Here is a 17,033-nt window from a genome sequence, read left to right on the forward strand (position 1 = left end):
CGCCCGTCCCGCCCGACGATCTTCATGGGGGACAGGAACTCGGTGGAGCGGAACCCGGTGGCGTACACGATGGCGTCGACCTCGTGCTCGCGCTGCCCGGTCCTGATGCCGGACGGTGTGACGGCGGTGATCGGGTCGGTGACGAGGTGCACGTTCGGCCTGGCCAGCGCCGGATAGTAGTCGCTGGACAGCAGGATCCGCTTGCAGCCCATCGGGTAGCGGGGGAGGAGCGCGTCCCGCAGGGCGGGGTCGCCGACGCCGTCCGCCAGCGCGTTCTTGAACCGCTTCTCCAGCAGCGTCATCAGCCTCGGGTACTTCACGAACCCCAGCGCCCGCGACTCGTACGCCGCGTAGACGCGGGCGCGGCTCAGCCCGTACACGCCGGGCACCCGCGCCAGGACGGCCTTCTCCCAACCCCGGTACGGCCGGTCCTTCTTGTCGATCACGTACGGGGCGGACCGCTGGAACAGCCGCAGCTCCGCCGCCTCCCGCGCGATCTCCGGGACGATCTGGATCGCGCTCGCCCCCGTCCCGACCACGGCGACGCGCCGTCCCCGCAGGTCGGCGTCATGGTCCCAGCGGGCGGAGTGGAAGCTCGGCCCGGCGAACGAGGCGCGCCCCTCGATCGGCGGCAGCACGGGCCGGTCGAGCTGCCCGCACGCCGAGACCAGCACCCGCGCGTCCAGCTCGCCGGACGTCGTGGAGATCCGCCAGAGCGCCGCGCCCTCGTCGAACCGCGCCTCGGTCACCTCCGTCCCGAACCGGATCTTCGCCAGGACGCCGTGCTCGCGGGCGCAGTGCCGCAGGTAGCCGAGGATCTCCGGCTGCGGCGGGAACCGCCGCGACCAGTCCGTCTTCCGCTCGAACGAGAACGAGTACAGGTGGGACGGGACGTCGCACGCCGCCCCCGGGTAGGTGTTGTCCCGCCACGTGCCCCCGAGGTCGCCGGCCTTCTCCAGGATCACCACGTCGCGGATCCCGGCCCGCCGGAGCCGGATCGCCATCCCGATCCCGCCGAACCCGCTCCCGATGATCACCACGCTGTGCGCCATGGCCGTCCCGAACCTCGTCCGCCGCGGTCTCTCCCCGAGCGTAGGTGACCGCGAAGCCGGGCGGACAGGTGCCGGAACCGCGGATTCTGTCGGCGCCCCCTGCCACGATTCCGCCATGTGTTGGAGGAGGCGCACGTGACCCATGACCTGATCCCCGAGCGCGGCGCATGGGCGGCGGCGCTGCGCGAGCGTGCGCGTGCGGAGCCGGAGCCGGCGGTCGAGTTCGCGCGGTTCGTCCGGCATCTGGCGCGGCTCTCGTCGCCGCGTCCGTCGCAGAAGTGGAGCCGCGAGTGCGTCGCGCTCGCGGACGCCGCGTCCATGCGCGGCACCGTGGCCGAATGCCTGCGGGCGCTGGTCGAGGGCGAGCCCCAGTGCAGCAGGGACGACGGCGCGCACGCCGACTGGCTCGACGGGCATGAGTACCACTACCACTACCTGGTCCATCAGAACCACGGGGACTTCGTGCGCGGGGTCGTCTGGGCGGCGGCCCTGACCGGCGGGCCGGAGACGGTGCCGCTCCTCGGCGGACTGGCGCTGCGCGCGGGGACGCGCAACGGCGACCTCTTCGAGGACCACAAGCTCGCGGGCGCGGCGATCAACGCGCTCGGCGCCGCCGGCGACCCGGCCGCGCTGGAGTCGCTGTCGCGGCTCCAGGCGAAGATCAAGAACCGGGCGCTGCGGAAGCAGGTCGACACCGCGCTCCGCACGGCCGCCGGACGGCAGGGCATCACGGCGGCGCAGCTCGTCGAGCGCAGCGTCCCGGCGCACGGCCTGGGCCCGGACGGCTCGCTCGAACGCACGCTCGGCGAGCACACCGTGCGGGTGGCGGTCGAGGACGCGGCGACCGTCCGGCTCACGTTCACCGGCCCGGACGGGAAGCCGTCCAAGACGGCCCCGGCCGCCGTCAAGGACGGCTTCGCCGACGAGCTGAAGGAGCTGAAGGCCCTGGCCAAGGAGGTGCGCGGCACGCTGTCGGCCGAGCGGGCGCGCATCGAGGCCCTGATGTCGGACGACCGCGTCTGGCCCTACGGCGAGTGGCGCGAGCACTACCGCGACCACCCGATCACCGGCGTCCTCGCCCGCGGCCTCATCTGGGAGTTCCAGGGGCAGGACGGCGCCTGGCACGCCGCCATGACCCCGCCGGACGAGCCCCCGGCGCAGGTGCGGCTCTGGCATCCCATCCGGGCGACGGTCGACGGCGTCCGCGCCTGGCGGGAACGGGTCGTCGAGGATCAGATCCGGCAGCCGTTCAAGCAGGCGTTCCGCGAGATCTATCTGCTCACCCCGGCCGAGGAGGAGACCGGGACGTACTCCAACCGGTTCGCCGCGCACATCGTCCACTACCGGCGGCTGTACGCGCTGTTCAAGGAGCGCGGCTGGCAGGCCAACTTCCTCGGCCGCTACGACGGCGGCCACAACGGCGAGGCGCGCCGCGGGTTCGGCGGCGGCGAGTGGCGCGCGTGCTTCTACCACGAGCCGGTGGACGACGACACCGACTGGGCGCCGCGGTACGCCTCCACCGACCAGGTCAGGTTCGAGCGCGGGCGGGGCCGCCGGTGGGCGGACGCGCCGCTCGCCGACGTCCCGCCGGTCGTGTTCAGCGAGGCGATGCGCGACGTCGACCTGTTCGTCGGCGTGACCTCGATCGCCGCCGACGCCGAGTGGACCGACCGCGGCGCGGACCGGTTCGCCGAGTACTGGCGCGCGACGACGTTCGGCGAGCTGACCGCGAGCGCCGAGGTCCGCCGCGCGGCGCTGGAGCGCATCCTGCCCCGCACGAGGATCGCCGCCCGCTGCTCGCTCGACGGCCGCTACCTGGTCGTCAAGGGCGAGCTGCGCACGTACAAGATCCATCTCGGCTCGTCCAACATCCTGATGGAGCCGGACGATTCGTACCTCTGCATCGTCCAGGCCAGGGGCAAGAGCAAGGGAACGGTGTACCTGCCGTTCGAGGACGAGCGGCTCTCCCTCATCATCAGCAAGGCGTTCCTGCTCGCCGCCGACCACAAGATCACGGACCGGACGATCCTGCACCAGATCCAGAGGGGAGCCTGATGGACCTCGCCGCCCGCCTCCTGCGCGCCCTCACCGATCCCGCGCCGGAGGACGCGGAGTTCCGCCCGTCCCCCCACGACCTCGCCCAGCTCTCCGACGAGGAGCTCGGCACCCTCACGCCCGCCGCCTACTCCGCCTCGGGCCTCCCCACGTCCCACCTCCGGATCATGGTCCAGGACGAGTACAAGGGGCGGCGGTCGCGCTACACGCCGGACGCCTGCCGACGCCTGTTCGACACGCTCGTCACCGGCCTGGACACGCGCAAATGGGCCGACCTGACGCTCGGCGCGAGCGCGCTGGTCCGCTGCACGGGGCCATGGCCCGACGTCGCCGTCCAGGCGCGCACCCTGGTCACGTTCCTCATGGACGGCGAGCGCACCGACCAGGCGTTCGCGCTGCTCGCCATCGCAGGCCTCGCGGGCGACGACCTCGTGGCCGCCGTCGCGGAACGGCTCCGCCGTGACGACCCCGGCCCGATACGGCTGGAGGAGATCGACACCCTCACCCGTCTCACCACGGCGGAGCGGCTGCTGGCCACCGAGCTGGCCCACAGCCTCTCGCGCACCCCGATCCCGGACGTCTGGGAGCGCCTTTCCGAGGTGGGCCCCTACATCGAGTTCGCCCGCCGCGCGCTGGAGGTCGCCGCCGCCCGGGCCCGCGCGATCCAGACGGGAGAGATCCCGTACCGCGCGGACGGCGCCTTCACCACCGGCGAGGTCGGGGCGCTCGGCCGCGCCGCCCGCCTCGCGCTGCACCGGGACGAACCCTGGCTGCCCTCGCTCTTCGACACGCTCCTCCTCGACATCGCGGTCGCGCCCACGCGGGCGAAGACGCTGCCGTCGCAGGCGCTGCTGTACGAGATCGCCCGGGCCGCGCAGGACTTCCCGACCCCCGAGCTGGTCACCGCGATCAGGACCGTCCGCCGGACGGCCCGGCACGCCGGTGTGCCGAAGCAGCTCGACAAGATGCTCAAGAAGATCGACGCGGCCCTCGCCGAGCGCACCGACGTCGCGCTGCGCCTCCCGGGCCTCGGCTTCGGCCCGGACGGCACGCTCCGCCGCCCGCTCGGCGAGCACACCGCCGTCGTCACCGTCGCCGGCAAGGCCGAGCTGGCGTTCGAGAAGGACGGCACGGTGCTGAAGGGCGTCCCGGCGGCCGTCCGCCGCGACCACAAGGACGAGGTCAAGGAGCTGCGCGACCTCGTCAAACGCGTCGGCGCCCAGATCGCCACGCTCGTCCGCGCGGTGGAGGGCGGCTACACCGTCGACGCGACGCACCCGTTCGGCCGGTGGCGCGACACGCTCGTGAACCACCCCATCGCGGGCCCGGCCGTCCGCCGCCTGATCTGGGAGATCGAGGTGGCGCCCGGCGAATGGCGGTCCGTCCTGCCCGAGGCGGGCGCGCTGCCGGACGCCGCCGGCGACGCGCCCGTCCGCCTCTGGCACCCGCTCAGATCCGACCCGGACACGGTCCGCGCCTGGCGCGACCTGCTCGTCGACCGCCGCATCCGGCAGCCGTTCAAGCAGGCGTTCCGCGAGATATACCTCCTGACTCCAGCCGAGGAGGAGACCGGGACGTACTCCAACCGCTTCGCCGCGCACCTCGTCCACTACCGGCGGCTGTTCGCGCTGTTCCGTGCGCGCGGCTGGACGAGCCGCCTGCTCGGCCCCTGGGACGGCGGCGACGCCGACGAGGCGGCGCGGACGCTCGCCGCGGGCGAATGGCGGATCCGCCTCTCCCACGTCCTCGCCGACTGGGAGGGCGAGGAGCCGATCGCCGGGACCGGCCGCGTCCGGTTCGCCCGCCGGGTCGGCGGCGCCTGGCGGGACGCGCCGCTCGCCGACGTCCCGCCGCTGGTGTTCAGCGAGGCGATGCGGGACGTCGACCTGTTCGTCGGCGTCACCTCGATCGCCACCGACGACATGTGGGAGGACGGCGAGGCGCACGCCTACTGGGTCCGCGAGTGGTACGCCGACCCCGCCGAGTCGACCCGGACCCGCAGGGACGCGCTCGAACGCGTCCTGCCCCGGACGAAGATCGCCGACCGGTGCTCGACCGACGGCCGGTACCTGACGGTCAGGGGCCGGCTCCGCACCTACAAGATCCACCTGCGCTCGGCCAACGTCGTCATGGAGCCGGACGACGCGTTCCTCTGCATCATCCCCGAGCGCCGCAAGGCCGCCCCCGGCCGGGTGTTCCTGCCGTTCGAGGAGGAGCTGCTGTCGCTGATCCTCAGCAAGGCGTTCCTGCTCGCCGCCGACGACGAGATCACCGACGAGTCCATCCTCCTGCAGATCAAGCGAGGTGCCTGATGCCCGCCGTGACGTTCCGGGACGAGACCGCGACCGGCAGGCCCGTCGCGGAGTTCCACCTGGCCGGCCTGCCGGAGCGGATGACCGTCCGGGAGCTGATCAGGCTCCGGGTCCGCGAGGAGGTCGCCCGGCACAACGCCCGCCCCTCCGACCGGTTCCACGGGCTCGTCCGCCCGGACGGCGCCGAGGCGGAGCTGAACGGCTACCGGCTCCGCGAGGCCCGCCGCATCGACTGGGAGCGCCAGGCCGGCATCGCCGAACGCGCCTTCCAGGCCAACGGCTTCTTCGTCCTGGCGGGCGACCGCCAGGTCGAGGACCTCGACGAGGAGGTAGACCTCACCACCGACCCCGACCTCGTCTTCGTCAAGCTCGTCCCGCTCGCGGGCGGCTAGCCGATCAGGCCGAACTCGTGGGCGCGCAGGCCCGCCTGGAAGCGCGAGCCCGCGTCCAGCAGCGTGAGGATCTCCGCGACGCGGCGCCGGTAGGTCCGCAGCGACATGCCGAGCCGGCGCGCCGCGGCCTCGTCCTTCAGCCCGCCGGCGAGCAGCCGAAGGATGCGCAGGCTCTCCTCCGACAGCGCGGGCGGCCGGTCGCGGCGGTAGTCGGCCAGGTCGGTCGCCTGGTCCCAGGTCGCCTCGAACAGCGAGACGACGCCCCGGACGACGCTCGGCGACCGCACGACCGTGTACTCGCGGACGCCGCCCTCCGGCGGGCCCGCGAGGATCGCGACCCCTCCCGGGCACCGGCTCCCCGGACCACCTGGAGGAGAACATGGCCGCCGCCGGTGTCGTCCTCACGCCGGACGACCTCGCCCTGCTGCGCGGCTAGCCGCGTTCGTCGCCGATTGTCATCTCCAGCGCCTACGCTGAAACGCACTTACGGTCAGGGGGAGCGGGATGTCGGCGACGCGGCTGCTGGTGCTCGGCGGCGTGCGGCGGTTCGGGCGGGCGCACGGGTACGAGGTCCGCCGCGAGCTGATCTCGTGGGGCTCGGACGAGTGGGCCCACGTGAACCCCGGTTCGATCTACCACGCGCTGAGGCAGCTCGCCAAGGAGGGCATGCTCCGCGCGCACGAGGTGAAGGAGAGCGACGCCGGGCCGCCGCACACCGACTACGAGATCACCGACGCGGGCCGCGCCGAGTTCCTGCGGATGCTGCGCCGCGCCCTCGCCACCGTGGACGTCCGGCATCCGGAGATGCTGACGGCCGGGCTCGGGTTCCTCACCGAGCTGCCGCGCGCCGAGGCCGTCCGGCTGCTGCGCGAGCGGCTGGACGGCCTGGCGGGCTGGCGGTCGTCCGTGGCCCCGCACCTGGACGCGCAGGACCCGGACGACCACCTGCGCGAACTCCTCGGCTGGTGGGTGCACTCCGCCGACTCCGCCGCCGACTGGACGCGGCGGCTGATCGGCCGGCTGGAGTCCGGCGCCTACGTCATGGCCGACGACCGCGGCTCACCGGCGTCCGGGTCGTCCCCGGCGGGGGCGCCCCCGGCCGGGTCGTCACCGGCGGGGTCGCCGCCCGGGTCGTCGGCCGCGCCCGTCAGCCTCCAGCCGCCGCGGCGGCGCAGGACGAGCGCGAAGTAGGCCGCCGACACCACGATCACCGACACGGTCACGATCAGGCTCGGCCGCCCGATCTCCGGGTCCTTGGCGCTCTGGTAGATGACGTAGCAGAGCGCGGCGAGCGCGGCGACGGGCGCGACCGGGAACCACGGCATCCTGTATCCGGCGTGCGCGGTGGTCCCGTTCCGGCGGCCGACGATCACCGCCAGGCACAGCGCCCCGTACACCGCGACGAGGGACGTCCCGGTGACGACGAGGAGGAACTTCTCGTCGAGGAAGCACGCGGCGGCGCTGAGCGCCCCGGCCACGATCGTCGCGATCCACGGGGTGCCGAAGCGCGGGTGGACGGCCGACAGCGCGCCGTCGATCTTCGGCGTCCAGGTGCGGTCCCGTCCCGAGCTGAAGATCAGCCGGGCGGTGAGCAGCATGATGGCGATCACCGCGTTGAAGATGGCGAGCGCGATGGCCAGGCTGATCACTGTGTTGACGGTGTCGCCGGCCCGCTCGGTGATGAAGTACTCCATCATGTTCTCCGAGCTCAGCAGCCGCTCGATGTCCGGCGAGCCGAGCAGGACGGCCGTGACGGGGATGATCTCGGCCGCCACCGTGATGCCGAGGGCCCACAGCACGGTCCGCGCGACCGCCCGGTGCGCGTCGTGGGTCTCCTCGCCGAAGTAGACCGCCGAGCCGTACCCGTTGTAAGCGAAGATCGCGACGGCGGTGGCCGCCGCGATCAGACCCGCGGACGCGGCGGTGAGGCCCCCGCCGTCTCCCGCCACGACCGGGTCCGCGAGCAGGTCGGTGAACGGCCGCTCGACGTTCAGGAAGCCCAGCCCGGCCAGCACGAGCAGCGCGATCATCTCGATCGCCAGGAAGATCCCGGTGACCACCGCGTTGACCTTGATGTCGAAGATCGCGATGACGGTCGCGATGGCGACCGTGACCGCCGCGATGATCGGGCCGTTGAGGCCGTCGATCAGGACCCCGAGGTAGGTGCCGACGCCGAGCGCGATCACCGCGAGGATCAGCAGCTGGGTGATCAGGATCAGGCCGAGCACGATGAAGCCGGCCGGGCGGCCGAGGGTGCGGCCGACGATCGCGTACTCGCCGCCGGTCAGCGGGTACGCCGACGCCAGCTCGGCGTACACGAACGCCATGAAGATGCCGACGACGCCCGCGGCGGCGAAGCTCAGGAACGCGCCGGTGCCCGCCTGCGAGAGCACGCCCGGCGCGATGATGAACACCGAGGACGCGGGCGTGATCGCCGACAGGACGATGAGCAGTGCACCGATCGTCTTCAGCCCGCGGTGCAGGGCGGGCGGTCGGTCGGCGGACTGTGGTCTGACGTCTGGAGCGGCCATGACGGACACCTCCCGGACAGAAATTCGTTGAGTGAGTATCAAAGAACCCGCCCGTGTCAGGTCAAGGACCTGGCATGTTACAACTTGGTTTCGGCTTCACCTGCGACGACTCTGACTTGCATTGTCTGAACGGTCTTCGGAGAATGTCGGCATGGCACGCCCCAGCAAGGCCCACGAGCGGCGCCTGGACCTCGTGGCCGCCGCCCGCCGCGCGGTCCTCGGCCGCGGCATGCTCGATCTCCGGCTGCGCGACGTGGCCGAGGAGGCGGAGATGTCGCCCGGTTCCGTCCTGTACTACTTCCCGACGCTCACCGACCTGCTGCGGGAGGTGCAGCGAGAGGCCGTCGAGCGGTTCTGCGCCGCCCGCGAGGACGCCGTCCGGGACGAGCCCGACCCCCGCCGCCGGCTCGTCGCGATGATCCGCAGCGGCCTGCCGTCCGGGCCCGACGACGAGCTGTGCGTGCTGCTGTACGAGCTCGGCGCCGTGGCCCGCCGCGACGCCTCCTACGCCGCCGAGCACATCCGGCTCTACGAGCGGCAGGTCGGCATCTACGCCGGGATCCTGGAGGCGGGCGCCGCCACCGGCGCGTTCACCCTGACCCGCGACGCCGGGACCCTCGCGCGCAACCTCGTCGCGCTGGAGGACGGCTACGGGCTGCACATCACCATGGCCGTGCCCACCCTCGACGTCGCACGGGCCGAGAGCCTCCTGCTGGCCTGCGCGTCCGACGCCACCGGCTGCGACCTCGGCGACCCCGGGTCCGGCGATCAGGAAGGAGACCGATGACCCGAGCCCGCTCGTTCGGCCTGCCGCTGCCCGGCACACCGGGACCGAACAACGCGATCACCGACGTCCCCGGGGTGGAGGTCGGCTACACCACGCTGATCTCCGGCGACGAGCCGTCCTCCAGCCCCCACCCACCGTCATTCGAAGGACAAGCTCCGGGCACGGTGCGCACCGGCGTGACCGCGCTGCTGCCGCGCGGCCGGGACGGCTTCCTCGACCCGTGCGCCGCCGGGATCTACTCGCTGAACGGCAACGGCGAGATGACCGGGTCGCACTGGATCGCCGAGACCGGCGCGCTGACCCTGCCCGTCATGATCACCAACACGCACGCGGTCGGCGCCGCCCATCGCGGCGCGATCGAGTGGGCGCTGCGCCGGCTGCCCGGGTTCCAGGAGTGGATGCTGCCCGTCGTCGCCGAGACCTGGGACGGCTACCTCAACGACATCACCGGCGACCACGTCCGGCCCGAGCACGCCGTCGCCGCGATCGACGCGGCGTCCGGCGGGCCGGTCGAGGAGGGCTCCGTCGGCGGCGGGACCGGCATGAACTGCTACGCGTTCAAGGGCGGCAGCGGCACGGCCTCGCGGGTCGTGGCGCACGGCGCCGACTCCTACACGGTCGGCGCGTTCGTCCAGGCCAACTTCGGCGGGCGCCGCCAGCTCACCGTCTGCGGGGTGCCGGTCGGCGCCGACCTCGCCGACGACAACCCCATCGAGGACGACGACTGGCTCGCGCCGCCCGGCTCCGGCTCCGTCATCGTCGTCATCGGGACGGACGCGCCGCTGCTCCCCGGCCAGTGCACCGCGCTCGCCCGCCGCGTCCCGCTGGGGCTCGCCCGGACGGGCGCCTACGGGGCGCACGGGTCCGGCGACATCTTCCTCGCCTTCTCCACCGCCAACCCGGGCGCGATGAGCATCGGCTTCCCGCGCGGCGAGCCCGGCTACGAGACGCTGCGGTTCGTCCCGTGGAACCTGATCGACCCGTTCTACGAGGCGGTCGTGGAGGCGGTCGAGGAGGCCGTGCTGAACGTGCTGCTCGCCGGCCGCACCATGATCGGTCGGAACGGCCACCGTTCCCCGGCCCTCCCGCACGACCGGCTGAAGGCGCTGCTCACCGCCCGCGGCGTCCTCTAGCCTGGCCCCCGGCCTCAGGTGTCGACGAACGTCTGCGGGACGATCACGCGCAGCGCGTTGCCGCGCAGCCGGATCGACACCGGGGTCCGGCCGCGGATCTCGCCGTCCACGTCCACCGGCATCGGCGGGTCGGTCTCGATCTCCACCCGCGCGGTGGTGAGGAACGCGTCCTCGTCGAGGGTCCGCCACGGCCCGGTCAGGATGTGCCGGGCCGTCGCCGACATCAGCCGCAGCCGCCGCTCGTCGCCGAGCCGGTAGACGGCGAGGAGCCGGTCGTCCGGGCTGGCGTCGCGGGCGATGCGCTGCCCGCCCTGGTGCGCGCCGTTCGCGACGTTCAGCTGGTGCGTTTCGAGCTCACGGGTCTTCCCCTCGATCGTGATCCGGGCGGTGAACGCCTCGTGCCGCGGCAGCAGCCGCACCGCGGTCAGCGCGTAGGCGGGACGGCCCACGAACCGCTTCAGCGCGTGCGGGACGCCCTGCGCCACCTGCACCGACAGGCCGAGGCTCACCATGTTCGCGAAGATGTGCTCGCGGTCGCCGGCCGGGCCCTCGCCCTGCGGGTCGGCGGTGCTCTCGAACCAGCCGACGTCGACGTCGGCGACCTTCCCGCCGGCGGGCCGGCCGACGGCGAGGGCCCGGACCGCGCCGGGCAGGTCCATCGGGAGCTCCAGGCTCCGCGCGAAGTTGTTGGTGGTGCCGAGCGGCAGCACGCCGAGCGCGATGTCGCGGTGCGCCAGGTGCCCGACCGCCTCGGCGACCGTGCCGTCCCCGCCGCCGACGATCACGAGGTCGGGCTCCAGCGCCAGGATGTCGCCGAACAGCTCCCGCAGCCGGGTCGGGTCGGTCACCGGGAACACGTGGACGACGTCCACGCCCGCCTCGCGCAGCATCCGGCGGGCCTCGCCGTAAAGCCGGCGCCCCCGCCGCGACCGGGAGTTGATCACCAGCGCGGCGCGCCCGCCGCCCGCGATCGCCGCCTCAAGCTCAGCCTTGCTCCGCATCCGACGCTCAGCATCCTCTCTTCGGCGTCACCCCTCCCGGGGAGAATCCGGCTCGTCTCCGGCCGAAGCTTTATAAACCCATTATCCGCCGTTGAAACATGCCTCTGACTGGGAACCCTTACAGAGAGGCACATCTGAATGACCAGGGCGAAAGAACATGGGACTGCGCGGCTTGGCGGGGGCGGGATTCATCGTCGGCATCGCCGGGTTGACGGCGACGATCGCACCGGGCGGCCCGGCGGGCGGCCCGCCGGGAGGCGCCGCCCGCAAGGCGGCGCCCGCCGACGACGGCGCCATTGTGATCGGCGAGCGCCGGCCGCGCCGCCGGGTCCTTGACCTGGCTATCCGCTCGCCCGTCCTCGACGACGTCGGCCGCGCCCGGCTGCTGCTGCCGGCCCGCTGGTCGCGGGACGCGTCCCGGCGCTGGCCCGTCCTGTGGCTGCTGCACGGCGCCGGAGCGGGAGGCGGATCGTCGAGCGGAGCCCGTCCGTTGGACGGCGGTGGGCGGGGGCTGGAGGACGGTGGGCACACCGCCTGGACCGACCACACCGATATCGAGGAACTCACCGAAGACGCCGACGTCATCGTCGTCATGCCCGACGGCGGTCCGTGCGGCAATTACACCGACTGGTGGAATCGCGGCGGCGGTGGAACACCGAAGTGGGAGACGTTCCATCTGGCGGAACTGCGGCAGATCCTCGAACGCGGATACCGCGCCGGGCCCGACCGCGCCGTCGCCGGGAACGCGATGGGCGGGCTCGGCGCGCTGTCGTACGCGGCCAGGCACCGCGGGCTGTTTCGCGCGGCGGCCTCGTTCAGCGGGCCCGTCCACACCCTGTACCGCGACCCGGCGGGGCTGGACGTCGCCGACCTCGTCGAGCTGGGCGTCGCGATCGGCGCCCCGTCCCTCGACTGGACGGAAGTGTGGGGCGACCCGGACGAGCAGCGCGCCGTCTGGCGGCAGCACAACCCCTATGACCTGGCCGACCGGCTCGCCGGCGTCCGCCTGCACGTCAGCTCCGGCGACGGCGCCCCCGGCCCCTACGACCGCCGCCCCGGCACCGGCGGGAAAGCCGCCGAGCCGCTCGACGCGGTCGAGGCGCTCGCGCACACCGTCTCGCAGGAGTTCGCCGGCAAGCTCCGCAAGCTCGGCATCCCGGTCTCGGCGCACTTCTACCGCGGCACCCACACCTGGCCGTACTGGCGCCGCGAGCTCCGCGCGACCCTGCCCGCATTGCTGGCCGAGATCACCTGACGCCCGGCTAGGGTCGGGGATGTGACCGAACCTCGTTCCGATCAGGACGTCCCGGCGTTCTGGCGGGCGCTGGGGCTGCCCGGCATCATCGACGTCCACGTCCATTTCATGCCGCCGCGGCTGATGAGCGCCGTCTGGAGCTACTTCGACGAGGCCGGGCCGCTGATCGGCACCGAATGGCCCATCCGGTACCGCGACCCGGAGGAGGAGCGGCTGGCGTTCCTGCGCGGCCTCGGCGTCCGCGCGTTCACCTCGCTGGTGTACCCGCACCGTCCCGGCATGGCCGAGTCGCTGAACGGGTGGGCCGCCGGGTTCGCGGCCCGCGTCCCCGAATGCGTCCAGACGGCCACGTTCTTCCCCGAGCCCGGCGTCGAGGGCTACGTGCGCCGGGCCATCGACGGCGGCGCCCGCATCTTCAAGGTCCATCTCCAGGTCGGCGGGTTCGACCCGCGCGCCAAGGAGCTCGACCCGGTGTGGGGGATGCTCGCCGACGCGGGCGTGCCCGCGCTCGTCCACGCCGGTTCGGGGCCCGTCGCCAACGGCTACACGGGGCCCGGGCCGTTCGGCGAGGTCCTCGCCCGGCACCCGCGGCTGACCACGGTCGTCGCGCACCTGGGCGCGCCGGAGTTCGAGGGCTTCGCGGCGCTCGCGGCCCGGTACGACCGCGTCCACCTGGACACGACGATGATCTTCACGCGGTTCGCCGTGCTGGCCTCGTACCCGGACGCGCTGCTGCCCGGCCTGCGCGACCTCGGCCTCGCCGGGCGCGTCCTTCTCGGCACCGACTTCCCCAACATCCCCTACGCGTACGCGCACCAGCTGGAGTCGCTCGCGGTGCTCGGTTTCGGCGACGACTGGCTGCGCGCCGTCTGCTGGCACGGCCCGGCCGCGCTCCTCGGCCTCGGCCACGAATGATGAGTGGTCGTCAGTGCTCGCAGGGCGCGCCGCCGGCGTGCTCGTGCGGCCCGCCTGGGTCCACGACGTGGCGGGGGCCGTGCGGGTCGTCGCAGTGGCCGTGCCCGCCGCCCGGCGGGTCGTCCACATGGTCGACCTCCAGCGTCGAGTGCGTGATCCCGTAGGCGTCGCGGAGGAGCTCCTGCAGGTCGCGCCGGACGGCGTGGCAGTCGCCCTTGGTGTCGACGAGCACGTGCGCCGACAGCGCCGGGTAGCCGGAGCTGAGCTCCCATACGTGCAGGTCGTGCACCTCCTCCACGCAGGGCCGCGCGGCGAGCCGGGTGCCCAGCTCGGACGGGTCGAGGCCGGCGGGCGCGGCCTCCATCAGCACGCGGCCCGCGTCGCGCAGCAGCCCGTACCCGGCCTTCAGCATCAGCGCCGCGACGACCAGGGAGGCGAGCGCGTCCGCGCGGTCGAAGCCGGTCGTCCACACGACGAGCCCGGCGACCGCGGTGGAGATGAACGCGAACAGGTCGTTGAGGATGTGCTGGAACGCGCCCTCGACGTTCAGGCTGCGCCGGTCCGCGCGGCCGATCAGCACGGTGGCGGCGACGTTGACGGCGATGCCGGCGAGGGCCGTCCAGAACACGAACTGGCCCGCGACGTCGTGCGGCTCGACCAGCCGCCGGACGCCCTCGTACAGGAAGTAGACGGTGAGCAGGATCAGCGTCAGCCCGTTCAGCTGCGCGGAGAGGATCTCGGCGCGGCGCAGGCCGTAGGTGAAGCCGCCCCGCGGCGGGCGCGCGGCGATCCGCATCGCGACCAGCGCCAGCGCGATCGCGAACGCGTCGGTCATCATGTGCGCGGCGTCGGTGATCAGCGCCAGCGAGCTGGCGATCACGCCGATCGCGACCTCGCCCGCCATGTAGACGACGATCAGCGCCAGCGCGCCGCCGAGCAACCGCCGGTCGGCGTTCGGCGACACGCCGTGCCCATGGCCGTGCCCGTGACCGTGCCCATGGCCGTGCCCGTGCCCGTGACCATGCCCTCGGCCGTGGCCGTTCCCGTGCTTCCGTTCCGCCGGGCCGGCCTCCCTGCCGCCGATCATGAGGGTTCGCTCTCCGCGCCGTGGCCGATGTGGGCCAGGGCGAGGTCGAGCAGCATCCGGACGTGCGAGTCGTCCAGCCGGTAGTAGGCCATCCGCCCGGCCCGCCGGACCCGGACGACGCGGTTGGCGCGCAGCAGCCGCAGCGCGTGCGAGACCGCCGACTCCGAATGCCCGCAGGCCGCGGCGATGTCGCACACGCACATCTCGCCGCCCTCGAGCAGCGCGGTGATCACCCGCAGCCGGCCGGGGTCGGACAGCAGCCCGAAGACCTGCGCCAGCTCGTTGATCGTCTCCGTGCCCGGCAGGGCGGCGGTGACGTCGGCGACCTTCGCGGGGTCGACCACGCGGACGACGCAGGCCTCGGCCCCGGAGAGGGGCCGGGCGATCGGCGGAGCGACATCTGAGGGGCTGCTCATATGAGCAGACTACACCCGATCATGAGACCGCCGGCTCCGGCTCAGGCCCCCGCGACGGCGGCAGCGAGATCGGGCCCTGCGGCCCGGCGGGCGGGGCCATCCCGCCCGTGCCGCCCCCGTCCGGCGGCGCGCCGGGACCGGGGTCGCCGCCGGTGCCCGGGTCACCGGGCGGGACGCCGGGCGACGGGGTCTCGCCGGTGCCGGGCGACTCCGTGCCGGTCGGCTCGACGCCGGGCGATTCCGTCCCGGGCGACTCGATCCCGGGCGAATCCAGCCCGGAGTCGGACGGCGCCGGCGAGTCGCTCGCCGGGACCTCGGTCTCCGCGGACGGCAGCGCGATCGGCGGACCGTCCGCCTCGCCCTCGGTGGCGCGGGGCCGCTGGAACCCCATCGTGCCCTCCGGATCGACGAGGACGAAGGTGACGATCGTCCCCTTCCGGGAATCCCGCGGCCGGATGTCGGTCACATTCCGCTTCTCGAATCCCGGCCAGGACCGGCCAGTGTAGGACGCCTTGCGGGTGGAGATCTTCTCCTTCGGGCGGGTCAAGGGATTGCCACAATTGCACTTAACTGTGGGCACTCCGTAACCATTGATCAAAACGCCCATTCCGGCCTGGAGGACGGCGGGCCCGCTGACCGCCTTCCCGTCCTTGAAACCGTGGTTCGTGACGAGCGTGTCGGTCCGCAGCAGCACCGGCGTCAGCCGCGACACGTACCGCGGGATGTCGTCGGCCGGGATGCCCTGCACCTGCGCCCACGCCCGCGCCTTGTCCGGGTTGGCCTGCAGGAACGCGACGAGCTTCTGCTGGTCGCAGGTCGACGCCTGCCGCGTCCCGCCGTACAGGCCGGGGGAGTCGCCGTCCTTCGTCCCGCCCGCGCGCGGCCGCTGCTTCACATCGGTCCGGTCGGTGTTGGACGCCAGCGTGTACGGATCGGGGCCGGGCGTCCCGACGGTCAACCGGGTGATGGTCGCGCCCGCGTCCCCGCATCCGGACAGCGTCCCCGCCGCCAGCACGAGGGCGGCCGCCGCCCCCGCGGCAGGCACGGCGGAAACCCTGCGCCGGGCAATTAGCGAATGGATCACTAGCATGCTTCCTCTCCCGCTTCGGGCGTGCCGAACCTATACTCTTTGATGCCGGGCGGGGCGGTTTTGTGCCCGGCAAATGCTCAAATTTTCCCCCGGCTGCCCCGGCCGGTATCGGGGGACGTGACCGGGGGTTGTGAATGGCGAGCCCGATTCCCCTCAGCACGGCCGATCCGACCCGGCTCGGCGGCTGGGAGCTGCTCGGCCGGATCGGCACCGGCGGCCAGGGCGTGGTCTACCTCGGCCGCCCGGCCGAGCCCGGGCAGGGGCCGGAGCGCGTGGCCGTGAAGCTGCTGCACGCGCAGCTGCTGAGCAACGCGGGCGCGCGGGAGCGGTTCGTCCGCGAGCTGGCCCTCCTGCAGCGCGTCGCCGGGTTCTGCACCGCGCAGATGCTCGACGCCGACACGGCCGGCGACCGCCCCTACATCGTCAGCGAGTACGTGCCCGGACGGTCGCTGCGGCTGCTCGTCCAGGAGGAGGGCCCGCGCACCGGCGCCGACCTCGAACGCCTCGCGATCAGCTCGGTGACCGCGCTGACCGCGATCCACCGCGCGAACGTCGTGCACCGCGATCTCAAGCCGCAGAACGTCCTGATGGGCCCGGACGGCCCGCGCGTGATCGACTTCGGCATCGCCCGCGCGTTCGACACCAACGCCACCCAGGTCAGCCAGGTCGTCGGCACCCCCGCCTACATGGCGCCCGAGCAGTTCACCGGACGCGTCGTCCCGGCCACCGACCTGTTCGCCTGGGCGGGCACGCTGCTGTTCGCCGCCACCGGCCGCGATCCCTTCGCCGGCGGCCCGCTGCCCGCCGTCATGAACCGGATCATGAACGAGACGCCCGACCTGAGCGCCCTGCCCGGGCCGCTCGCCGACGTCGCCGCCGCCTGCCTCGCCAAGGACCCGAAGGCCCGCCCGGCGTCCGAGGACGTCCTGATGTGGCTCCTCGGCGAGCGGGAGCGGCACGGCGGGCGGGGGACCGCGCGCGGGGGCCTGCCCGGCCCCACCGCGATC

General features: G+C 73.3%; 15 protein-coding genes and 1 pseudogene. 9 read left to right on the top strand and 7 right to left on the bottom strand.

Annotated features, from left to right (window positions below):
- On the bottom strand, positions 1-1,052 hold a 1,052-nt coding region (locus tag E1264_RS26535), incomplete at its 3' end, for an NAD(P)/FAD-dependent oxidoreductase (RefSeq protein WP_132178166.1).
- 135 nt (positions 1,053-1,187) lie between these two features.
- On the opposite strand from E1264_RS26535, the gene E1264_RS26540 reads away from it, so the two are divergent.
- From E1264_RS26540 to E1264_RS26550, 3 genes are read left to right on the top strand one after another with little or no spacing between them, the layout of a single operon-like run.
- Positions 1,188-3,107 (top strand): DUF4132 domain-containing protein, encoded by a 1,920-nt coding sequence (locus tag E1264_RS26540; RefSeq protein ID WP_132178167.1) that lies wholly within the window; start codon positions 1,188-1,190, stop codon positions 3,105-3,107.
- Positions 3,107-5,419 (top strand): DUF4132 domain-containing protein, encoded by a 2,313-nt coding sequence (locus E1264_RS26545; RefSeq protein WP_132178169.1) that lies wholly within the window; start codon positions 3,107-3,109, stop codon positions 5,417-5,419. The genes E1264_RS26540 and E1264_RS26545 overlap by 1 nt, the downstream gene beginning before the upstream one ends.
- Positions 5,419-5,811 (top strand): hypothetical protein, encoded by a 393-nt coding sequence (locus E1264_RS26550; RefSeq protein ID WP_132178170.1) that lies wholly within the window; start codon positions 5,419-5,421, stop codon positions 5,809-5,811. Before E1264_RS26545 ends, E1264_RS26550 begins: the two co-directional genes overlap by 1 nt.
- On the opposite strand, the gene E1264_RS26555 is transcribed toward E1264_RS26550, so the two are convergent.
- Entirely contained in the window at positions 5,808-6,098 is a 291-nt protein-coding gene (locus tag E1264_RS26555; RefSeq protein ID WP_132178171.1) for a helix-turn-helix domain-containing protein, read from the bottom strand. The two genes, E1264_RS26550 and E1264_RS26555, sit on opposite strands and share 4 nt — an antisense overlap.
- 217 nt (positions 6,099-6,315) lie before the next feature.
- Between E1264_RS26555 and E1264_RS45455 the strand changes: the two genes are divergently transcribed.
- Entirely contained in the window at positions 6,316-7,002 is a 687-nt protein-coding gene (locus tag E1264_RS45455) for a PadR family transcriptional regulator (protein WP_243711186.1), read from the top strand.
- Between the two features lie 38 nt (positions 7,003-7,040).
- Here the strand turns inward: E1264_RS45455 and E1264_RS26570 are convergent.
- A pseudogene (locus E1264_RS26570) lies at positions 7,041-8,342 on the bottom strand (APC family permease); the annotation flags it as partial.
- Between the two features lie 151 nt (positions 8,343-8,493).
- Between E1264_RS26570 and E1264_RS26575 the strand changes: the two are divergent.
- Positions 8,494-9,129, top strand: coding sequence for a TetR/AcrR family transcriptional regulator (locus E1264_RS26575; RefSeq protein WP_132178173.1), 636 nt, complete (start codon positions 8,494-8,496; stop codon positions 9,127-9,129).
- Positions 9,126-10,262, top strand: coding sequence for a P1 family peptidase (locus E1264_RS26580; protein ID WP_132178174.1), 1,137 nt, complete (start codon positions 9,126-9,128; stop codon positions 10,260-10,262). Before E1264_RS26575 ends, E1264_RS26580 begins: the two co-directional genes overlap by 4 nt.
- A gap of 14 nt (positions 10,263-10,276) precedes the next feature.
- Here E1264_RS26580 and E1264_RS26585 read toward each other — a convergent pair whose 3' ends face one another.
- Positions 10,277-11,263, bottom strand: coding sequence for a YegS/Rv2252/BmrU family lipid kinase (locus tag E1264_RS26585; protein WP_132178175.1), 987 nt, complete (start codon positions 11,261-11,263; stop codon positions 10,277-10,279).
- 157 nt (positions 11,264-11,420) lie between these two features.
- Here E1264_RS26585 and E1264_RS26590 point away from each other — a divergent pair, with 157 nt between their 5' ends.
- The gene (locus E1264_RS26590; RefSeq protein WP_132178176.1) at positions 11,421-12,518 is read left to right on the top strand and encodes an alpha/beta hydrolase family protein; all 1,098 of its coding nucleotides are present in this window, start codon (positions 11,421-11,423) and stop codon (positions 12,516-12,518) included.
- Positions 12,519-12,539: 21 nt separating this feature from the next.
- Positions 12,540-13,433 carry an amidohydrolase family protein gene (locus E1264_RS26595; protein WP_132178177.1) on the top strand — a complete coding sequence of 298 codons (894 nt, stop codon included), beginning with the start codon at positions 12,540-12,542 and terminating at the stop codon, positions 13,431-13,433.
- 10 nt (positions 13,434-13,443) lie between these two features.
- Here E1264_RS26595 and E1264_RS26600 read toward each other — a convergent pair whose 3' ends face one another.
- Genes E1264_RS26600 through E1264_RS26610 form a run of 3 tightly spaced genes read right to left on the bottom strand, consistent with a single transcriptional unit; the run spans position 13,444 to position 15,981 of the window.
- Positions 13,444-14,520: a cation diffusion facilitator family transporter gene (locus E1264_RS26600; protein ID WP_132178178.1), complete on the bottom strand. Its 1,077-nt coding sequence runs from the start codon at positions 14,518-14,520 to the stop codon at positions 13,444-13,446.
- Positions 14,517-14,936 carry a metalloregulator ArsR/SmtB family transcription factor gene (locus E1264_RS26605; RefSeq protein WP_132178179.1) on the bottom strand — a complete coding sequence of 140 codons (420 nt, stop codon included), beginning with the start codon at positions 14,934-14,936 and terminating at the stop codon, positions 14,517-14,519. Before E1264_RS26605 ends, E1264_RS26600 begins: the two co-directional genes overlap by 4 nt.
- 19 nt (positions 14,937-14,955) lie before the next feature.
- Positions 14,956-15,981, bottom strand: a complete 1,026-nt coding sequence (locus tag E1264_RS26610) for a DUF6777 domain-containing protein (protein ID WP_132178180.1) — start codon at positions 15,979-15,981, stop codon at positions 14,956-14,958.
- Positions 15,982-16,160: 179 nt separating this feature from the next.
- On the opposite strand from E1264_RS26610, the gene E1264_RS26615 reads away from it, so the two are divergent.
- Positions 16,161-17,033: serine/threonine-protein kinase (locus tag E1264_RS26615; RefSeq protein ID WP_132178181.1), on the top strand; the 873-nt coding region annotated here is incomplete at its 3' end.

The sequence above is a fragment of the Actinomadura sp. KC216 genome (genome assembly GCF_004348535.1).
In the GTDB taxonomy this organism is placed as follows: Bacteria; Actinomycetota; Actinomycetes; order Streptosporangiales; family Streptosporangiaceae; genus Spirillospora.

Coding starts and splice junctions, on each gene's coding strand:
- E1264_RS26575 (WP_132178173.1), top strand. CDS start 8,494: ATGGCACGCCCCAGCAAGGCCCACGAGCGGCGCCTGGACCTCGTGGCC.
- E1264_RS26580 (WP_132178174.1), top strand. CDS start 9,126: ATGACCCGAGCCCGCTCGTTCGGCCTGCCGCTGCCCGGCACACCGGGA.
- E1264_RS45455 (WP_243711186.1), top strand. CDS start 6,316: ATGTCGGCGACGCGGCTGCTGGTGCTCGGCGGCGTGCGGCGGTTCGGG.
- E1264_RS26600 (WP_132178178.1), bottom strand. CDS start 14,520: ATGATCGGCGGCAGGGAGGCCGGCCCGGCGGAACGGAAGCACGGGAAC.
- E1264_RS26590 (WP_132178176.1), top strand. CDS start 11,421: ATGGGACTGCGCGGCTTGGCGGGGGCGGGATTCATCGTCGGCATCGCC.
- E1264_RS26585 (WP_132178175.1), bottom strand. CDS start 11,263: ATGCGGAGCAAGGCTGAGCTTGAGGCGGCGATCGCGGGCGGCGGGCGC.
- E1264_RS26605 (WP_132178179.1), bottom strand. CDS start 14,936: ATGAGCAGCCCCTCAGATGTCGCTCCGCCGATCGCCCGGCCCCTCTCC.
- E1264_RS26550 (WP_132178170.1), top strand. CDS start 5,419: ATGCCCGCCGTGACGTTCCGGGACGAGACCGCGACCGGCAGGCCCGTC.
- E1264_RS26545 (WP_132178169.1), top strand. CDS start 3,107: ATGGACCTCGCCGCCCGCCTCCTGCGCGCCCTCACCGATCCCGCGCCG.